Source organism: Winogradskyella sp. ABM4_392 (assembly GCF_056160445.1).
The window spans coordinates 971828-990577 of the sequence record NZ_JBSWXE010000001.1 but is presented as its reverse complement, the minus strand read 5'-3'; the positions used below and the strand labels follow the sequence as shown (position 1 = coordinate 990577).

Sequence of the window (18750 nt, the reverse complement as noted above, 5' to 3'; positions counted from 1 at the left end):
AATGCTCCTAAAGCGGAGCATTTTCTTGTATTTTAACGGTAAATGTTAACGTACTCCGTGCATTAAACGCTTTAATAATGGATGTAATGCAAATGAGACCAATCCTAATGCAATTGGTACAACCGTAAATATTAAAAAGAAATATGAAAGACCATCTTCTTTTGTAATTTTCTCAATATCACCACCTACATAATGCGCCATTTTATTACCTATCGCTATTGCTAAGTAATATACACCAAACATAAAGGCTACCATTCTCGCTGGTACTAATTTACTTAGATATGATAATCCCATTGGAGATAAACACAACTCACCAAGCGTGTGGAATAAATAAGCCAACACTAGCCAAATCATACTCAACTTTGCTGTTTCTGCACCTAAAGGCACATTTCTGGTAGCAAATGCTAACAACCCAAAACCAATAGCCATGATTATAAGGCCCAAACCATACTTTACAGATGCTGGCGGATTGTACTTGCTATCCCACCATTTTGTAAATAATGGCGCAAAAACAATAATAAATAATGAATTAAGAATTGCGAACCATGTTATTTCAACCTCTTTAGCCTCAGCACTAAAATTGATGTAAAGTTTATAAATAACCAATGCCCAAATAATAATAAAACTTATGGCTAGAACAATATTTGAAAAACCTATTCTACTAAATGTTTTTCTGAACAAACTGATTAAAACATAGGTTATAATTCCGATAGGCACAATAGTTACTATGGCATCTATTATTTTGAATATTGACGCTGCATTTCCTTCCAGGACTCTATCTGTAAAATCTCTTGTGTAAATCGGCAATGAACCCGCTGCTTGCTCAAATGCAGCCCAAAAGAAGATGGTAAAAATACAGAAGATTGTAAAAGCAATCATTCGGTCTCTAACTACTCTTTCGTAACGAGGAATTCTTACAGCTAGAATAATTATAAAAACAATAGCCGCCAGTAATGCAAAAAACAATGAGTCAGTCATTCCTGCAACGGTAAAATTCAGTGTATTAATATTACCTATCTTACTTAAAGGATCATTGACTATGAAAATGAGAGCAGAAATAATAAAAACTCCAATTAAAACATAATCAACAGTAACAAAATGATTTAGCTTACCACTTATCTTTTCTTTTGAAGTTTCTAAATCTTCAGACAAGGTATCTATAATGCCCTTCTTCTCATTTTTAGGTTTGGCACCTACATCTCCAAACAATGGCTGAGCATAATAAAACTGAACCATACCTAAAAACATAAAAATTCCAGCTAATCCAAATCCATAACTCCATCCTACGTTTTCACCTAGCCAACCGCAAAGCATAATCCCTAAAAATGCACCAGCATTAACTCCCATGTAAAAGATGTTATAAGCTCCATCCTTTTTTTCATCGTGGCCTTCGTACATTTTAGAAATAATTGATGTCATATTTGGTTTAAAAAAACCATTTCCTAAAATTAAAAGCGAAATACCTATATAAAGAAATGTTGGTGTCTCTATTGCCATGGAAGCATGACCAAGCGTCATTAACAAAGCTCCTATAACAACTGCCATACGGTAGCCAATTTTGTTGTCTGCTAACCAACCACCAACAATTGGTGTTAAATAAACAAACATAGCGTAAGTTCCTAAAAGCGATAAGGCTGCAGGTTTCTCCCAACCCCAACCTGGATTATCACCTACTAGAGCACCTGTTAAAAATATAACTAGTATAGCACGCATTCCGTAATACGAAAAACGTTCCCACATTTCTGTAAAGAATAGCACAAACAGACCTGCTGGATGTCCCATTACTTTTGTTTCGAAAAAATTTTCGGATGAATTATTCATAAATCTAAAAGTATTTAGTTAGTAGAGAAAAACCTTAGAAGTAAATAAAATCCTAAGGCTTGTTTTATATATTTTTTTTTAATTATCAGCTAGTTCAAAACCTTCTGCTTCTTCATGTTTTAAATCTCTTTCTTGATCTTCAACACCATGAGTTAAACGTTTTAGAGGTTTTAAAATTGAAATGAATAAACCACCTATAATAACCGTGAATATCAAAATACCCATAAAAATAGTCTTTTCACCATAATCTGTTGCTGACTCACCTACTATTCCAGCAACTTTATTTCCTAAACCTGTAGCGGCAAAGTAAACACCCATCATTAACGAAGCATACTTAACAGGTGCTAATTTTGTTATGAAAGAAAGTGCTACTGGCGAAATACATAATTCACCTATTGTATGAAACAAATATGCTAAAACTAACCATAACATACTTGAAGATCCAGACTTCTCAAACTCCATCGCTGCAAAAACCATGAATAAAAAACCGAATCCCATGATTATTATACCTAATGCCATCTTAAATAAAGAAGAAGCTTCTTTACCCTTTAATTTTCTTTTAGCCCAATATCCAGCTACTATGGTAGCGAATATTATTATAAAGCCTGCATTTAAACTTTGAAACATTACAGTTGGAACCTCCCAACCAAACAACATTCTGTCTGTATTAGTTTCTGTATATAAATTCATTAATCCACCCGCTTGCTCAAATGCTCCCCAAAATATAATTACCATTATAAAAGAAAGTAAAAGCACTAAAAAACGATCTTTATAAGCCTTGGAATCAAGTTCTTTGTAAATCATCATTAATAAAGCTGTGATTGCAGTTAAGAATAAAAACAACAAACCATATCCCCAACCTAAAAAATACCATCCCACAGCTGATAAACCAACCAAAATTAGTGTAATTACTAATTGAGTAGATGATTTAAAAAGTTTTGAGTATAGCTTTCCGTAAGATATTTCTTCAGGATCATCCTTTGAAGGTGGAATATAATCACCAACTTCTTTCAAATATTTCTGTCCATATAAGTAATTAATCAACCCTAAAACCATAACTATTCCTGCAAGACCGAAGCCAGCATGCCAACCCCATTCTGCAACTACAAGACCAACTATTAAAGTCGCTAATAATGAACCAAGATTTATCCCAATATAAAATATACTAAAACCTTTATCTCTTCTAATATCACCTTCTTTATAAAGTCCACCAACCATTGTTGATATGTTTGGCTTAAGTAATCCTACACCTAAAATCACCAAACCAAGACCAGTATAGAATGCCCATATATCAGTAAGTACAAGAACACCATGTCCTAAACAGAGAATAATTGCGCCAACTAATACAGCCTTTTTCTGACCTATTAATTTATCAGCAATCATACCTCCAGGAATAGACATGACATACACAAGCATTGTATACCATCCGTAAAGTGCAAGAGCCTCTTTACTTGTCCATCCTAAACCAGCACCTCGATCGTCACCAATTGTAGCTGTTGTCATATACAAGACTAATAATGCTCTCATCCCATAATAGGAAAATCTTTCCCACATTTCAGTTAAGAATAAAATATATAGTCCTACTGGATGACCAAATAGTTCTTTTTGATGCGGTTGTTTAATTGCTGTTGACATAAAATTTGTATTAGTTAGTTTTTGTTAGTTAGCCTTTAATTTTAGATGGCTCTTTTTCTTCTTTAAGAGTGTTCTCTCTTTTATCACCTAAAGTTTTGTGGATAAAATTCGTCATCTTTTTATAAAGGTGTAATCTTGTGTTACCACCATAGATGCCATGGTTTTTGTCTGGATAAATCATCCATTCAAATTGCTTATCTGCTTGGATTAAAGCTTCAACCATGCGCATGGTATTCTGTACATGTACATTATCATCTCCTGTTCCATGTATTACTAAGAAATCACCTTTTAATTTATCGACATGATTAATAGGTGAGTTATCATCGTAACCATTAGGATTTTCATCTGGTGTGGTCATGTAACGTTCTGTATAAATGGTATCGTAAAACCTCCAACTCGTCACAGGTGCTACAGCAATTGCCATTTTAAACACATCATTACCTTTAAATAAAGCATTGCTACTCATAAAACCACCATAGCTCCAACCCCAAATTCCGATGCGAGAAGCATCTATATAAGGCAGAGATCCTAACTTTTTAGCCGCTTCTATTTGATCTTCAACCTCATATTTCCCTAATTCTTTTTGTGTAACTTTTTTGAAGTCTGCTCCTTTAAAACCTGTTCCTCTTCCATCTATACAAACTACAATATAGCCTTGTTGCGCCAGCATCTGATACCAATAATCATTAGCACCATTCCAACGGTTTGCCACTTGCTGAGAACCTGGACCTGAGTATTGATACATAAATAATGGATACTGCTTGCTCTCATCAAAATTAGCAGGTTTAATCATCCACATATTTAAATCGTTACCATTAACATTTATTGTGCTAAACTCCTTTTTTGAAGTTACATAATCTCCTACTTTTTGAGCTAAGCGATCGTTGTCCTTAATCCCTTTTACAAGATTTCCACTCTTAGAATCGTGCAAGGTATATTCGTATGGTGTAGTTGCACTAGAATGTGTATTAATAAAATAAGTGAAATCAGCACTAAAAGAAGCACTGTTTGTCCCTTCAGTTTTTGTTAATTGCGTTTTATTTTTTCCATTTAACTTTACTGAATATACATCTCTGTTTATAGAACCGTTTTCAGTAGATTGGAAGTATATGGTATTTGCTTTTTCATTAAAGCCATAATAATCGGTAACTTCCCAATTGCCATCTGTTACCTGATTGATCAACTTTCCTGATTTGTCATAGTGGTAAATATGATTAAAACCATCTTTCTCGCTCGTCCAGATAAAGCTATTATCTTTCAAAAATGTTAGGTTGAAAGTTACATCGATATACGCATCATCCTTTTCAGCTAGTACTAAATCAGAAGCATTAGTTTTAGTGTTTATAAACCACAGGTCTAATTCGTTTTGATGACGGTTCATGTATTGCGCACTTAGCACATTTGTATCGTTTGTCCACTTTATTCTAGGAATGTAAAAGTCTTCGTAAAACTTATCTACTTTTAATTCTTGAAGTTTTTCAGCTTGTAAATCGTATAAATGAAGCGATACTTTTGAGTTCTTCTCACCTGCTTTAGGATACTTAAACACTTGTTGTGTTTGATAAAGTCCTGAACCATAAACATCCATAGAAAACTCTGGTACTTCAGATTCATCAAAACGTATAAAAGCTATTAAGTTGCTATCTGCATTCCAATCAAACGCTCTTACAAAACTGAACTCTTCTTCATATACCCAATCGGTAATACCATTGATGATTTTATTCTTCTCACCATCATTAGTGATTTGCGTTACTTTACCTGAACTTAAATCTTTTATATAGAGGTTATTTTCAAACCCATAAGCAATTTTAGTTCCATCTGGCGATAAGGTTGGCTCTTGTACCATTTGGTCAGAAACCTTAGTTATTTGTTTTGTGTTGATATCATACACATAATATTCACCCAAAGCAGATCTTCTGTAGACAGGAATTTCGTTGGTTGTTAAAACCACTTTAGACTCATCTTCGCTAAACGTATAATCAAAAAAACCTCGTATCTCTGAAATATCTTCAGAAGACACTAAGGTCTTTACTTTTTCTAAAGTTTTGTAATCGTAAACATCTATGGTAGCTGTACCGTTTTGCCTGTTGTAGTTTAATACGGAATATTGTGTTCCGTTATTCATAGAATGTAAGGCTTGCATACCTTCTGTTCTAAAGGCACCGCTCCAAATATCTTCGAGGGCAATTTGTTTATCCTGACTGTAAATCAAGGTGGTAGTTAGGAATCCAATAATGACTACGAAGTATCTCAATTTCATATTAATCTTTTTTCGATAAAGCAATGCCAAGTTTACTAAAAAATATGCAAAAATCAGGCATTATTAACAGTAAATCGGCAATAATAGTGGAATAGGCACACATTTTATACCAAACCTAAGTATCTTTGCAATTCAAAATCGATTTAACTATGCCAACCGCTATTTCTGGCTTCTCTAAACTATCTAAATCTGAAAAGATTGAGTGGCTTTTAGATACTTATTTTTCTAATAAAGAAAATGCTCGAAACCTAGTACAACAGTATTGGAATTCTGACGAAAAGCTTCAAAAGCTTCACGATGAGTTTATAGAAAACACCATTACTAATTATTATTTACCTCTAGGTGTAGCACCCAACTTTTCCATTAACAATAAGATTTACACTGTACCAATGGCGATAGAAGAAAGTTCTGTGGTTGCAGCAGCTAGTAAGGCGGCAAAATTTTGGCTAGATAGAGGTGGTTTTAAGGCTGAAGTGATTTCGACTGAAAAAATTGGTCAGGTTCATTTTACGTATTCTGGTAATTTTGAAGCATTACAATCATTTTTTGAACGTGTAAAACCAAAACTGATTGAAGATACAAAGTCCATCACTAAAAACATGGAACGTCGTGGTGGAGGTATTTTAGATATTGAACTTAGAAATAAAACCGAAGATTTAAAGCACTACTACCAATTGCACGCCACGTTTGAAACGCTAGATGCCATGGGTGCTAATTTTATAAATTCTTGTTTAGAACAGTTTGCTAAAACCTTTAAAGCCGAAGCACAAACACAATTAGAAGACGATGTAAACATTGTAATGAGCATACTCTCTAACTATGTGCCAAATTGCCTGGTTAAAGCTGAAGTATCTTGTTCTATAACTGATTTAAAAAGCAAGGACATTTCTAACCCAACATTATTTGCCGAAAAATTTAAACAAGCGGTTAACATCGCTGAAGCTGAACCTTACAGAGCTGTAACACATAACAAAGGTATAATGAACGGCATTGACGCTGTGGTTTTAGCGACAGGTAACGACTTTAGAGCTGTTGAAGCTGGTGTGCATGCATACGCTTCAAAAGATGGAAAATATAAAAGTTTAACGCACTGCTCTATTGAAAACGATATTTTTAAATTTTGGATTGAAATTCCACTTGCATTGGGAACAGTTGGAGGCCTTACAAGTTTACATCCATTGGTTAAGTTTGCTTTAGAAATGCTTGAAAAACCATCTGCAAAAGACCTAATGCAAATTGTTGCTGTAGCAGGCTTAGCTCAGAATTTTGCAGCTGTAAAATCTTTAACTACAACTGGTATTCAAGAAGGTCATATGAAGATGCATTTAATGAACATATTAAATCAGTTTGAAGCTACCTCAGAAGAAAAAGAAAAAATAGTAGAGCATTTTAAAACTAACGTGGTAACACATAGTGCAGTTGTTGAAGCTATTGAAAACATAAGACGCTAATGACAACCTTCAAAAGCAATGGAAAATTATTAATCACTGGTGAATACGTTGTGCTAGATGGTGCAAAATCATTAGCCATACCAACAAAATATGGTCAAAGTCTTAAAGTTGAAGAAGACAACAACAATTCCTTAACCTGGAAAAGCTATGATGAAAAGGGAAATGTTTGGTTTGAAAATAGTTTCACTTTAGAAAATGGTGAGATTTTTAAAACCATTGAGAATGATAATGATATTTCTTCTCGATTAGTACAGATTCTTGAATCCGTTCAGCAACTAAATCCTAACTTTTTAAAAACTCAAAAAGGGTATAAGATTTCAACGCATTTAGAGTTTAACAGAAAATGGGGACTGGGAACTTCCTCTACATTGATAAACAATATTGCACAATGGGCAGATGTTAATGCTTATCAGCTTTTAGAAAAAACTTTTGGTGGAAGCGGTTATGATATTGCTTGCGCTCAACATAATACTCCCATAACTTTTCAGCTAGATAAAAACAAACAACCATTAGTAGCTCCTATTGATTTTAATCCTAGTTTCAAAGACCAATTATATTTCGTTTACCTTAATCAAAAACAAAATAGCAGAGATGGTATTAAAGCCTACAAAACATTAAACAAATTAAATAGCAGCGTAATTTGTGAAGTCAATTCGCTTACGGAAAGCATTATCAATTGCTCTGAACTTACCGTTTTTGAAAATCTGATAACTAAACATGAAGAACTAATAGGTCAATTAATTGATCAAACACCTATTAAATCAAGATTTTTTAGCGATTATAATGGATGCATTAAGAGTTTAGGAGCTTGGGGAGGTGACTTTATCTTAACAACTTCAGAAAGTGATCCTAACGACTACTTTAAATCAAAAGGACTAGATGTTATCATTCCATTTACTGAAATGGTTAAATGATAGGTTTAGACTTTTAGATCTTTAGATAATTAAATTTTCAGACAAACAGCGCGTTATTAGAAATAAAAAAGGCTTCACATTTCTGTGAAGCCTTTTTTTATAATGTACTTTATTTTAGTAAACTGTTTTCGCTCTGTTATCTTCGATATCTGCAGCTTTTTCTAATGCTTGGTATACTTTTCCTTGTACAGCACCACGTCTTGTTACATTTAGCCTGTTCATTATAGATGTGTAGTTGTCTAACTCTGTAGCTTCAGTTACTTTAGTAACTTCAATTACATATACACCTTTTTCTCCATCTATAGGTTTAGACGTTTTACCTTGCTCTAAACCAAATGCAGCACCAATTACTTTTGGCTCCACACCAGCACCTGCAAGCGTTGTGTTCTTTAAAGTAAGAGCTGCAGCTGTCTTAGGACTCTGACCTTGATTCTTAGCAATTTCATCTACAGAAGATGCCTTAATCTTCTCACGAATCATTTGAGCCTTCTTCTCTTTTCTAATTTCAGGTAAAGCAGAAACTGAAGCATCTTCAACACTCATTAAACCTTCTTCGTTCTTCTCAACTAATTTTGCAACGATAAATCCAAAACCAGAAATTGGGAAATTTTTGTATTCGCCAACATCAGTAGTTTCTTCAAATGCCCAACGTACGACTTGTCTCTGACTTCCTAAACCTGGAATATTTTCATCTAATTCTTTAAACGTTATTGGTTTTACAGCCAACTCACGTTCTTTAGCTAATTCTGTAAAATCACCATCCTTTGCAGCGATTTCAAACTTAGACATACTGTTAAATACCTCATCCAATGTTTTTTGAGATGGTTCTATTTTTCTTGCTAAAGTTCCAATTTTATAAGTATCAGATTCTCCTTTTTGACCTTCAATCTCTATAATATGAAATCCATAAGTTGTTTCTACAACACCCATATCACCTGTTTTTCCATTAAAAGAAAAATCTCTGAATGGAGCTACCATTCTATTATAAGCAAACCAATCGTAACGACCTCCATTATCAACACTACCTTGATCTGTAGAATATTCTGTAACAAATTCATCAAACTTAGATTTATTAGTTTTTAAAATATTATATAGACTATCTGCTCGATTATTTGCCTGCTCTTTTGTTAATGTAACATCTGGACCTGCTGATGCCGAACCTAAAAATGGAATTAATATATGTCTAGTTTTAACTGAGTCTGGCATTTGCTTTTTAGCTAGCATTTTTGAAAGTTTGAAATACTCACCATCCTTATATGGTCCATAATACCCTCCTACTTCTAACTTTATTATACTGTCTTTTGCTGTCGCTGATATTTGCTCTGCTCTTAAAAATGTATCATTAAACTTAATGTCTGAATTAGAGTTGATGAACTCAGCAACATCAGATACACTATCAAAACCAGGAATGGTATCTGTGTTTCCGCTACTTTCGTTATATTCTGCGGTATCACTTTTTAATTTTAAAAGTGCGGTTTTAATAGCTTCCTCGTCTTCTTTAGATGCTTCCTCTTTAAATTCTACATAAACTACTTCTCTATTTGCATCTGCTTTAAATTGCTCTTCATGATCTTTCATGTAAGCCTTAATATCAGACTTAGATACTTGCACTAAACTATCTACAATAGTTGTATATGGGATTTGCACAAAGCGAATATCTACATTTTTAGCATCGGCTAAGTACTCATCTTTTGCCTCGGCTATGGTAGTACTTACTCCAGCCTTAATCATGTTATAATAGGTTTGCTGAAGTGAACTATTAGCTATATTTTGTTCGGTATTTGTCCAATCTTGAAAATTAATCGAAAAATTACCTAAAGGTGCTCTTTCTCCTTTAAGATCTTTTAGGTTTGCTATGAAGGCATTTAGACGGTTCACATCAAAATTACCATTTTCGTCTTGAAACTCAGGGTAAGACTGAAAGCTGTTTTTAAGTAAATCTCGCATTTCATCTTTTTCTACAGACAAACCAAGCGCCTCATACTCTTCATTTAAAATGATATTGCGTAACTCTTGATTGTAAATAGCATTCATTGCCTGAGTTGAAGAAATTCTTCCACCAGCACCATCTTGGTAATTCTTTACTTTTTGCTGAAATTCAGTTATATCAATATCCTTTCCATTAACGGTTGCAACAACACCTTGAGAACCTGAGAATGCATTTGGATTATCAATTACTCCTTGTATAACAAACGCAAATAGTGCTAATGCTATTACTAATATTAAGATTAGTGAACGCTGTCTAATTTTATTTAAAATTGCCATTTCTTAAATTTTTCGTATAAATAAGTCTGCGAAAATAGTATTTTCTAAGAAATAATAAAAGGAGAAGTATAGTTTTTGTAAGCTATTGTTATTATTAGTCTACATCGAGAATTTTAAGTCTTACAATATCTATTTTGGTTGAAGACACTTCTTCAATAGTAAACTTAAAATTATTAATCAGAATATCTTCGTTTTTTTCAGGGATTCCTTCGGTTTCATCAACGATTAAGCCACCTAAAGTTTCATAGGTCTCGCTTTCAGGAAGGTCTAATTTATAAGTTTCATTTATATAATCTACTTCTAACCTTGCAGAAAATCTATAGGTGTTTTCGTCTATTTGTTCTTCGGTCATTTCTAGAGTATCATGTTCATCTTCAATCTCACCGAATAATTCTTCAACGATGTCTTCTACAGACATAAGGCCAGACGTGCCACCATATTCATCAATAACTACAGCAATACTTTGACGTTTTTTAGTTAAGATATTAAGCACATCTTTTATCAAAATAGTTTCAGGCACAAAACTAACAGGAATAATAATAGACTTAATATCCTTTGGTTTTTTAAACAACTCAAAAGCATGTACATATCCTAAAATATCGTCTATATTATCCTTGTAAACAATAATTTTTGTTCGTCCTGTTTCGATGAAAAGTTGCGTTAAATTTTCAATAGATTCTGAAATATCTACAGCAGAGATTTCTGTACGTGGCACCATAACTTCTCTAGCTTTTACTTCAGAAAATTCCAATGCATTTTGAAAAATCTGTATTTCACTATCAACTTCTTCATGATCTTCGACAGATTCCATTTGCTCACTAATATAATTTCCTAATTCTACCTTAGTCATTGCCAGTACGACATCTTCACCTTTAGCTTTAAAAACATATTTTAAAACCGCATCAGATATCCAGAGTACAAAATCAGAAATCCAACTAAAAATTATATAAAAAACGTATGTTGGTAGTGCCAAAACTTTCATTAAGGTATTAGCATAAATTTGAAAAAATACCTTTGGTAAAAATTCGGCAGTGATTAAAATAATAAACGTTGAAATTACAGTTTGGGTTAACAACTGTAGATCATAAAAAAGATAGGTTAAAACCGTGCTATCTGACGGCAACATAGACTGAAACCATTTTACTAAGACATCACCCATTTTTAGACCATAAATAACCAATGCTATATTGTTACCAATTAGCATTGTAGCAATGTATTTAGATGGTTTTGCTGTTAACTTGGTAAGTATTTTACCTAAAAAGTCTTCCTGTTTTTTCTCAAGCTCAATATGTATTTTATTTGAAGACACATAAGCTATTTCCATCCCAGAAAAGAATGCTGAAAGTATAAGTGTAACTATAATTACGACTATATCTAAAGTCATACGTTAATCTTTGTTTCTATCTTGAAATTTGCTCGCAAAACGCTTTCTAAAAAAGAACATAAATACTGCCAGCGCTACAAAAAACAAAGACATATAAGATCTGTTTCTGTCTACAGACCAATTAGTGATTGCATCCCAAAGAAATAGAATTGCAAATATGATGTAAGCGAATTGAAATATTTTAAGAAGTTTCATGTGTAATTTATCTAAGTAAAACTAAGTTACAAAGATAGTTAATTATCGAGTTCAAAATCGCCACCCATTTCTAACATCTGAAAATTCTTAAAGTCCTTATCTGAATCAAACCCTATTCCATGTAATGGACCTTGAGCCCTATTAAACACCCAAGGTTCGTTTGTAAATACCCATTCTAACTTTTCGTTGTAATACAACTGATCTGTTACCAGTTTTTCGTTTTGATGCGTTGTTATAGTGACATTACCTCTTAAATCTATAATATCTGTATCTGTATAAAAAATAGCGTAACGCGACGTAATGGTTGTCATTTTACCATCATCGTCATAGAGTTTTAATAATATACCATCCGGAAATTCAGAAAACGCAAAATCTCGATTAGAAAAATCGAGCATTTTAGGACTAATAAGATTTGCCTTTAGCCTTACAGAATCTTTGATAAATTCAGTATACTTTAAATCGATGCTTGCGGCTTCGCCTATAGGTTGATTTTGAAGAATCCCTACTTTTTGAACATCGCTAAAGTTATTTTCACACGAAAAAAACAAAGTCACAGCAAACACTGTGACTAAGTTTTTTATGATATGTGAATATTTTATTTTCATTAAATATTTGGCACTGTTACAGAACGTCCTATCCAACATCCAATTCTAATAGTTTGCCCTGCATTACCTTCTGTAAATATATCTGATTTAGAAGGTGCACTTGCTCTATAACTAGCTGCAGATTTTGCTGCTGCAGATTTTAAACGACCATCTACTCTACCAGCTTTTTCTGCTTCTAAAGCTGCTAACCAGAATACTGCTCTTTTGTTAAAGTTAGAGTCTCCACAGCTATTAGCACTCTTTGCGTACATTGCAGAGATTGCTAAATAAGGTGAACCGTCAGATGGATTCAATTTCATAGACTCCATGTAGTACTGTCTAGCTCTGCTATAGCTTCCCTTAGCTTTTAACTCATTAGCTAACTTTTTGTAAAGCTTTGCTTTCTTTAAAGGATCTGGCTCTAAATCTAAAGTCTGATCAAAATACTTCTGCTCTCCAGTTAAAAGATATAAGTAGTAAGATGTATCTGCACTTGGCTCAATACTATTCTTTTGTTGAACTAACTTTAAGAATAAAGGATCTTCTTTACAGCCTTTGGCATACATACGATTCATTGCTCTTTGTAACCAAATACCATCATTTTTGTTATCCTCATAATTCTTTTCATATAAAGGTATTAGTACTTCACAGTTAGCTCTATCACCAAGCTTCTTGTCCATACTTGGTACAACTTGCTCTTCTAAAGCCTTAATATTAGCTTCGTAATAATTCTTTAATTTCCCTTCTCTTTTAGTTAAAGTTCCACCTGACTCTTCCTTCTCCACCAATTTATTTAGTTTTAAGGTATTATCGCCTACAATGTTTTCTATAACTTCTATAACATCATCATACTTATCAAACATTTGTTGAGCTGGTTTTGCACCTGCATCAAACAAATCTACCATTAAAGAAAAGTAAGTATATAGTCCTTTTGCGTTTGTAAAGTTTTTAACATCCTTTACATAAGCATTATCAAACATGTTAAACAACTGATCATCCGTTTTGGCTAACTCTTTTTGATATTTGTATGCCAAGTTTGCTTTATCAACTAAAATTTCGCCTTCATCATATTTAGATGGGAAATTCTCTCTACTTTGATCGAAAAGCAACATTAAATCATTGATATGTGCTACTTGTTCTGCACCTGTTGAATTTTCAATTTTATGTGTTAAAATTTTCTCACCATGAACATAAATAGCTCTGTTGAATTTTGGACACTTATTACGCACAATTTTCCATGGCTCGTAAGCATCATCATATTTTTTTGTCTTCACATAACTATCAAAAATCGATAAGTTATTCATGCACTCTTCATCTTGCTGAGCAAAACTAATATTGAAGCTTACAAAAAGAGCCGCTAGTAGTATAGTAATTCTCGTCTTCATCTTTTATTATTATTGTTAGTTGTACTTCTTTTGTCTAAACCATCTAGAGTTTAAAGATAAACTTACATTAAAGTTTATAAAATTCTCTTGGATTAAATTATTGTTAGTTGTTCCTCGTTTTCCAATTTCAAGACCTAGGTTCAAATTTGAGAATGGATCTCGAGATCTTTGACCAACTGGTAATCCTAAACCAAAAGATATGCCAAACTCTTTTATCGATTCATTTTTTACTACTAAACCAGTATTTGCAAAGTTGATTCCTGCTCTGTAAACAACTCGTTTAAAATACCCTCTAAAAGCATCATAATCTGGGATAAAAAAACCACCTATTGCAAATTCAGAGGCATTTTCAAAACTAGATACATTGTTACTGTAAAAAGGATTAGAAAAACTACTTGTATTCTGAAAAGTATACTCTGCACCAATAAACCAAGATTGTGGTTTACCAAGACCTGTTCCAATAGACCATCTTGAAGGCAATGTTAACTCTGTCTTCTTTAAATTCTGACCTTCTAGGTTAGCATCAATGGTATTTAGAACTGTTTCAGAATCTGTTGTAGTATTTACTATAACTGTTGAAAATGTGCGCGTATTGTCTGAAGCTAATTGACTCTGTGGTGCATATGTTGCAGTTGCAGACAATTCTAATTTGTCGGTAATTTTAGTCTTGTAAGCCAATCCAAAGTTCAGATTTAAACCACTTAAATCTGACCTACTATCCTCTCTGGTTTGAAGCTCTATCAACTCTCCGTCTTGTGTGTAAGCAAACTCAATAGCTGAATTTTGAATATTACCAAAATTGTAATTAAAATCAACACCAATACCGAGTTTATCAGTAATTTGATATCCAATCCCTGCAAAAACTCTGTTAACTCCACCTTCCCCTCTAAAGCGATTTACCAAGTCGTTATCGTCATTAAGATCATCTAATTTGTAACCAACAGAAGTATAAGGCAATAATCCAAATCCAAATCCAAACTTACCTACCGGAACAGACAGAGCAATATAATCAAAAGTAGAGCTATTACCTTCTGCTTCACTAGACTCACTCTTTAAAGTTATATTAGAAGAAGAACCTGCTACAGCAAACTTCACTGGTCTACTCTCCCCATCATATGGAAAAGCATCTACATTTTTCCCTACATAAGAAGCTGGATTTCTTAAATTAAGATGTATACTATCTAAATAAACACCAATACCGCCCATACTACGGTTTTCTACAGTGCCCTTAAACTTAAGGCTACCTATACCGTAAAATGAATATGGTGATGCTGTACCTTGTTGTGCAAAAACACTAGAACTTATAATTGCAATACAAATTACAATGAGTTTCTTTATCATTATTTTGAATTAAAATCTAGAATATAATTCAAACCCTCCAATAGAAAATTTGAATTCGCAAATATGCTATTTTTTAATTGGTTTGACAAAAAATTGGCGTCACCACCTGTTAAAATAACTGTTAAATCTTGATGTTTAGCTTTATATTGGTCTACAACACCATCAATTTCTTTAACAACTCCTATAATTACACCAGAGTGTATAGAAGATTCAGTTGAACTACCAATTATGTTTTCTGGTTGGTACTTTTCTAATAACGGAAGGTTTGCTGTTAAATTATGAAGTGCATGATATCTTAGTCTAATTCCAGGAGAAATAGCACCACCTAAATACTCATTTTTATCGGTTACAAAATCATACGTTACACAAGTACCAGCATCTATAATTAACACGTTATTATCTGGAAACTGATTTATCGATGCACTGACCAGTGCTATACGGTCTACACCAAGAGTTTCTGGTGTATCGTAAAGATTTTTAAAAGGTAATTTTATCTTATGACTTAATTCAAGAACTTTTAAATCTTGCTCAACTAAATCTATTTGCTTTTCAGATAATTTACCAACAGAAGAAATTATAGCCTGTTTTAATTTCGGGAAATCTTTTTTTAGCTTTTTATATTCCTTTTTAAATTCAGAAAGTTTAAAGCTAACCTTATGAATTAGCTCATCATTCTCAAAAACAGCCAATTTCACAAAAGTATTACCTACATCTACAATAAGATTCATACACTTTTTATATGGAACAAATTTATAAAATCAAATTTTACAATTTTCTTTTTGGTAATACTAAAAATGAATTTATATTTGCATCCGCTTAATTAAGCAACTGGTGCCTTAGCTCAGTTGGTAGAGCAAAGGACTGAAAATCCTTGTGTCCCTGGTTCGATTCCTGGAGGCACCACCATCAAAGACCCGATTCGATTGAATCGGGTTTTTTGGTTTTTAAAGATTATATTTATTCAAAAAACACCACTACCTTAGTTTTTACCTAATATATTTACTTAGACACCTACCTTTTTACACATTTTTTAATATAATTGTTAAAAGAATAATTTACAGGTGAAAGTACTTAAGTTTGGTGGCACTTCAGTAGCCAATGCAGAAAATATCTCGAAGGTTATTAAGATTCTGAAAAATGAATCTAACAGAAATAAGATTGCAGTTGTTGTTTCGGCTTTAGGTGGTACAACAGACATGCTTATTGATGCCGGAAATCTCGCCACAAACAAAGACGAGAAGTACATTAAAGTTTTTCAAGACATAAGCAATCGTCATATTAACACTGTTGAAGAATTAATTAACAATAAAAACAAACAAGCAGTATTAAATGAAGTCAATACCAAACTTGAAGAATTGAAACAAATTCTTCAAGGACTTTATCTTATCAACGAATTTTCTAATAAAACCATTGATAAAATTGTAAGTTTTGGAGAACTCTTATCCTCTTACATCATTTCTGAAGCATTACAGCAAACTGTAAAAAACGCTTCTTTAAAAGACAGTAGAGAACTGATTTTAACCGACTCTACATTCACTTATGCAGCCGTAAAAACAAAAGAAACTACAGTTAATATTTCTTCATTCTTCAAAAAGAATAAAGATAAAATTATTGTCCTACCAGGTTTTGTTTCCAAAAATAAAAACAACGAAACCACAACATTAGGAAGAGGAGGCTCTGACTACACAGCAGCTTTAGTTGCCTCAGCTGTTAAAGCAGATGTATTAGAAATTTGGACTGATGTTAGCGGCATGTACACTGCAAATCCGAAACTGGTAAAACAAGCATTTCCGATAGAAGAAATCTCGTATCAGGAAGCCATGGAATTGTCACATTTTGGCGCGAAAGTACTGTACCCACCAACTGTTCAACCAGCCTTACAAAAAAAGATTCCGATTCTCATAAAGAATACTTTTTCACCAGATGAAAAGGGAACTTTAATCACCAAAAAAGGTAAAGACAAAAAGCAACCTGTTAAAGGCATAAGTCATATTGAAAATATAGCTTTATTAACCTTAGAAGGCAATGGTATGGTTGGTGTTCCTGGATTTTCTAAGCGTTTATTTTCCGCGCTATCAAGAAACAACATCAATGTGGTTTTGATTACTCAAGCGTCATCAGAACATTCTATTTGTGTTGGTGTTTTTAGCTCTGAATCTAAAAAGGCAAAACACGTTGTGGATGAAGAATTTGTTTACGAAATTTCTAAAAAGAAAATAAAGCCTTTACTCATTGAAGATAGCCTAGCCATTGTTGCTGTTGTTGGAGATAACATGAAAAATCACCAAGGCATTAGTGGCAGAATGTTTAGAGCTCTAGGCAACAACAATGTCAATGTTAGAGCTATTGCTCAAGGCGCTTCTGAGCGAAACATTTCTGCCGTTATTTCTCACAAAGACATAAAAAAAGCACTCACAGCATTACACAATCGCTTTTTTGAAAAACAAATTAAAACACTCAATCTGTTTATTGTTGGCGTTGGAAATGTTGGTGGTATTTTGTTGAATCAGATCAAAAAACAGCAAGATTTTCTTAACGAAAATCTTCTACTTAATGTTAGAGTTGTTGGCATAAGCAACTCAAAAAAAATGATTTTTGAAGAAGAAGGCATTAACCTAAACACTTGGAACGAGCAATTACAAAAAGGCAAAAAACAATCTCATAAATTATTTTTTGACACTATAAAAGAACTTAACCTCAGCAATAGCATTTTTATTGACGTTACAGCAAACGAAGACGTTGCAAAAACTTACAAAAATTATTTAAGAGAAAGTATTTCGGTTATCGCTTGCAACAAAATTGCCTGTTCTTCAAAATATTCAGATTATAAAGAACTGAAGGATTTATCAAGAAAATATAATGCTTCATTTTTATTCGAAACCAATGTTGGTGCAGGTTTACCTGTAATCAACACATTAAACAACCTTGTTAACTCAGGTGATAAGGTGACTTCTATTCAGGCCGTTTTATCTGGAAGCCTAAACTTTATATTCAATAATTTTGATGATACGAGTAGTTTTCATGACATCGTAAAACAAGCTCAAGAAGAAGGCTACACAGAGCCTGACCCAAGAATAGATCTTAGTGGTGTAGATGTTGCCAGAAAGATATTAATTCTAGCCAGAGAAGCTGGTTACAAACTCGATTTAAAAGACATTAAAAACCAATCGTTTTTGCCTAAAGAAAGCTTAGAAGCTAAGACTGTTGATGATTTTTACAACACTTTAAAAACTGAAGCTTCACACTTTAGCGAGCTATACAAATCAGCACAAAAAAGAGACTCTCAACTAAAATACGTTGCTGAATTTAACAACGGAAAGACAAGTGTTGGATTAAAAGAAATTAACAAAGAACATCCTTTTTACAACCTAAAAGGAAAAGACAATATTGTATTATTCTTCACAGAACGATACACAGAACAACCATTAATTATAAAAGGTGCTGGTGCTGGCGCAGAAGTTACAGCCTCTGGTTTATTTGGAGATATCATAACTTTAGGAAGAAATTAAAAAATC

At 33.1% G+C, this 18750-nt stretch carries 13 protein-coding genes and 1 tRNA gene; 4 read left to right on the top strand and 10 right to left on the bottom strand.

The annotated features are described in order from the left end of the window. Window positions 1-45: 45 nt before the first annotated feature. From ACXAFS_RS04300 to ACXAFS_RS04290, 3 genes are all read right to left on the bottom strand, one after another. Window positions 46-1821 carry a peptide MFS transporter gene (locus ACXAFS_RS04300; RefSeq protein WP_475305525.1) on the bottom strand — a complete coding sequence of 592 codons (1776 nt, stop codon included), beginning with the start codon at window positions 1819-1821 and terminating at the stop codon, window positions 46-48. 78 nt (window positions 1822-1899) lie between these two features. After that, complete coding sequence (locus tag ACXAFS_RS04295; protein WP_475305524.1) at window positions 1900-3456, bottom strand: peptide MFS transporter; 1557 nt, start codon at window positions 3454-3456, stop codon at window positions 1900-1902. Between the two features lie 28 nt (window positions 3457-3484). After that, the gene (locus ACXAFS_RS04290; protein WP_475305523.1) at window positions 3485-5716 is read right to left on the bottom strand and encodes a S9 family peptidase; all 2232 of its coding nucleotides are present in this window, start codon (window positions 5714-5716) and stop codon (window positions 3485-3487) included. 137 nt (window positions 5717-5853) lie between these two features. Here ACXAFS_RS04290 and ACXAFS_RS04285 point away from each other — a divergent pair, with 137 nt between their 5' ends. After that, complete coding sequence (locus ACXAFS_RS04285) at window positions 5854-7167, top strand: hydroxymethylglutaryl-CoA reductase, degradative (protein ID WP_475305913.1); 1314 nt, start codon at window positions 5854-5856, stop codon at window positions 7165-7167. Continuing rightward, on the top strand, window positions 7167-8081 hold the full coding sequence (locus ACXAFS_RS04280; protein ID WP_475305521.1) for a GYDIA family GHMP kinase: 915 nt from the start codon (window positions 7167-7169) through the stop codon (window positions 8079-8081). Before ACXAFS_RS04285 ends, ACXAFS_RS04280 begins: the two co-directional genes overlap by 1 nt. A 114-nt stretch (window positions 8082-8195) precedes the next feature. On the opposite strand, the gene ACXAFS_RS04275 is transcribed toward ACXAFS_RS04280, so the two are convergent. The 7 genes from ACXAFS_RS04275 to ACXAFS_RS04245 all read right to left on the bottom strand — a co-directional run bounded on the left by ACXAFS_RS04275 (window position 8196) and on the right by ACXAFS_RS04245 (window position 15963). Then, a complete protein-coding gene (locus ACXAFS_RS04275; RefSeq protein WP_475305520.1) occupies window positions 8196-10346 on the bottom strand; it encodes a peptidylprolyl isomerase in 2151 nt (716 codons plus the stop codon). A 94-nt stretch (window positions 10347-10440) separates the two neighbouring features. Continuing rightward, window positions 10441-11730: a hemolysin family protein gene (locus ACXAFS_RS04270; protein ID WP_475305519.1), complete on the bottom strand. Its 1290-nt coding sequence runs from the start codon at window positions 11728-11730 to the stop codon at window positions 10441-10443. A gap of 3 nt (window positions 11731-11733) precedes the next feature. Next, the gene (locus tag ACXAFS_RS04265; RefSeq protein ID WP_138435079.1) at window positions 11734-11925 is read right to left on the bottom strand and encodes a hypothetical protein; all 192 of its coding nucleotides are present in this window, start codon (window positions 11923-11925) and stop codon (window positions 11734-11736) included. 38 nt (window positions 11926-11963) lie between these two features. After that, complete coding sequence (lptC, locus tag ACXAFS_RS04260; protein ID WP_475305517.1) at window positions 11964-12530, bottom strand: LPS export ABC transporter periplasmic protein LptC; 567 nt, start codon at window positions 12528-12530, stop codon at window positions 11964-11966. Continuing rightward, a complete protein-coding gene (locus ACXAFS_RS04255; protein ID WP_475305516.1) occupies window positions 12530-13894 on the bottom strand; it encodes a hypothetical protein in 1365 nt (454 codons plus the stop codon). The genes lptC and ACXAFS_RS04255 overlap by 1 nt, the downstream gene beginning before the upstream one ends. A gap of 15 nt (window positions 13895-13909) precedes the next feature. After that, window positions 13910-15235 carry a BamG family beta-barrel-assembly machinery protein gene (gene bamG, locus ACXAFS_RS04250; RefSeq protein WP_475305515.1) on the bottom strand — a complete coding sequence of 442 codons (1326 nt, stop codon included), beginning with the start codon at window positions 15233-15235 and terminating at the stop codon, window positions 13910-13912. Then, window positions 15235-15963: a type III pantothenate kinase gene (locus ACXAFS_RS04245; protein WP_475305513.1), complete on the bottom strand. Its 729-nt coding sequence runs from the start codon at window positions 15961-15963 to the stop codon at window positions 15235-15237. The genes bamG and ACXAFS_RS04245 overlap by 1 nt, the downstream gene beginning before the upstream one ends. A gap of 102 nt (window positions 15964-16065) precedes the next feature. On the opposite strand from ACXAFS_RS04245, the gene ACXAFS_RS04240 reads away from it, so the two are divergent. Both ACXAFS_RS04240 and thrA read left to right on the top strand, forming a co-directional pair. Next, a tRNA-Phe gene (locus tag ACXAFS_RS04240) sits at window positions 16066-16141 on the top strand. A 155-nt stretch (window positions 16142-16296) separates the two neighbouring features. Then, window positions 16297-18744, top strand: coding sequence for a bifunctional aspartate kinase/homoserine dehydrogenase I (thrA, locus tag ACXAFS_RS04235; protein WP_475305511.1), 2448 nt, complete (start codon window positions 16297-16299; stop codon window positions 18742-18744). Window positions 18745-18750: the final 6 nt, after the last annotated feature.

What these genes read in the sequence shown, in the direction of transcription:
- ACXAFS_RS04280 (WP_475305521.1), top strand. Translation starts at nt 7,167, where the DNA reads ATGACAACCTTCAAAAGCAATGGAAAATTATTAATCACTGGTGAATAC.
- ACXAFS_RS04245 (WP_475305513.1), bottom strand. Translation starts at nt 15,963, where the DNA reads ATGAATCTTATTGTAGATGTAGGTAATACTTTTGTGAAATTGGCTGTT.
- lptC (WP_475305517.1), bottom strand. Translation starts at nt 12,530, where the DNA reads ATGAAAATAAAATATTCACATATCATAAAAAACTTAGTCACAGTGTTT.
- ACXAFS_RS04265 (WP_138435079.1), bottom strand. Translation starts at nt 11,925, where the DNA reads ATGAAACTTCTTAAAATATTTCAATTCGCTTACATCATATTTGCAATT.
- ACXAFS_RS04275 (WP_475305520.1), bottom strand. Translation starts at nt 10,346, where the DNA reads ATGGCAATTTTAAATAAAATTAGACAGCGTTCACTAATCTTAATATTA.
- ACXAFS_RS04255 (WP_475305516.1), bottom strand. Translation starts at nt 13,894, where the DNA reads ATGAAGACGAGAATTACTATACTACTAGCGGCTCTTTTTGTAAGCTTC.
- ACXAFS_RS04300 (WP_475305525.1), bottom strand. Translation starts at nt 1,821, where the DNA reads ATGAATAATTCATCCGAAAATTTTTTCGAAACAAAAGTAATGGGACAT.
- ACXAFS_RS04270 (WP_475305519.1), bottom strand. Translation starts at nt 11,730, where the DNA reads ATGACTTTAGATATAGTCGTAATTATAGTTACACTTATACTTTCAGCA.
- ACXAFS_RS04290 (WP_475305523.1), bottom strand. Translation starts at nt 5,716, where the DNA reads ATGAAATTGAGATACTTCGTAGTCATTATTGGATTCCTAACTACCACC.
- bamG (WP_475305515.1), bottom strand. Translation starts at nt 15,235, where the DNA reads ATGATAAAGAAACTCATTGTAATTTGTATTGCAATTATAAGTTCTAGT.
- ACXAFS_RS04295 (WP_475305524.1), bottom strand. Translation starts at nt 3,456, where the DNA reads ATGTCAACAGCAATTAAACAACCGCATCAAAAAGAACTATTTGGTCAT.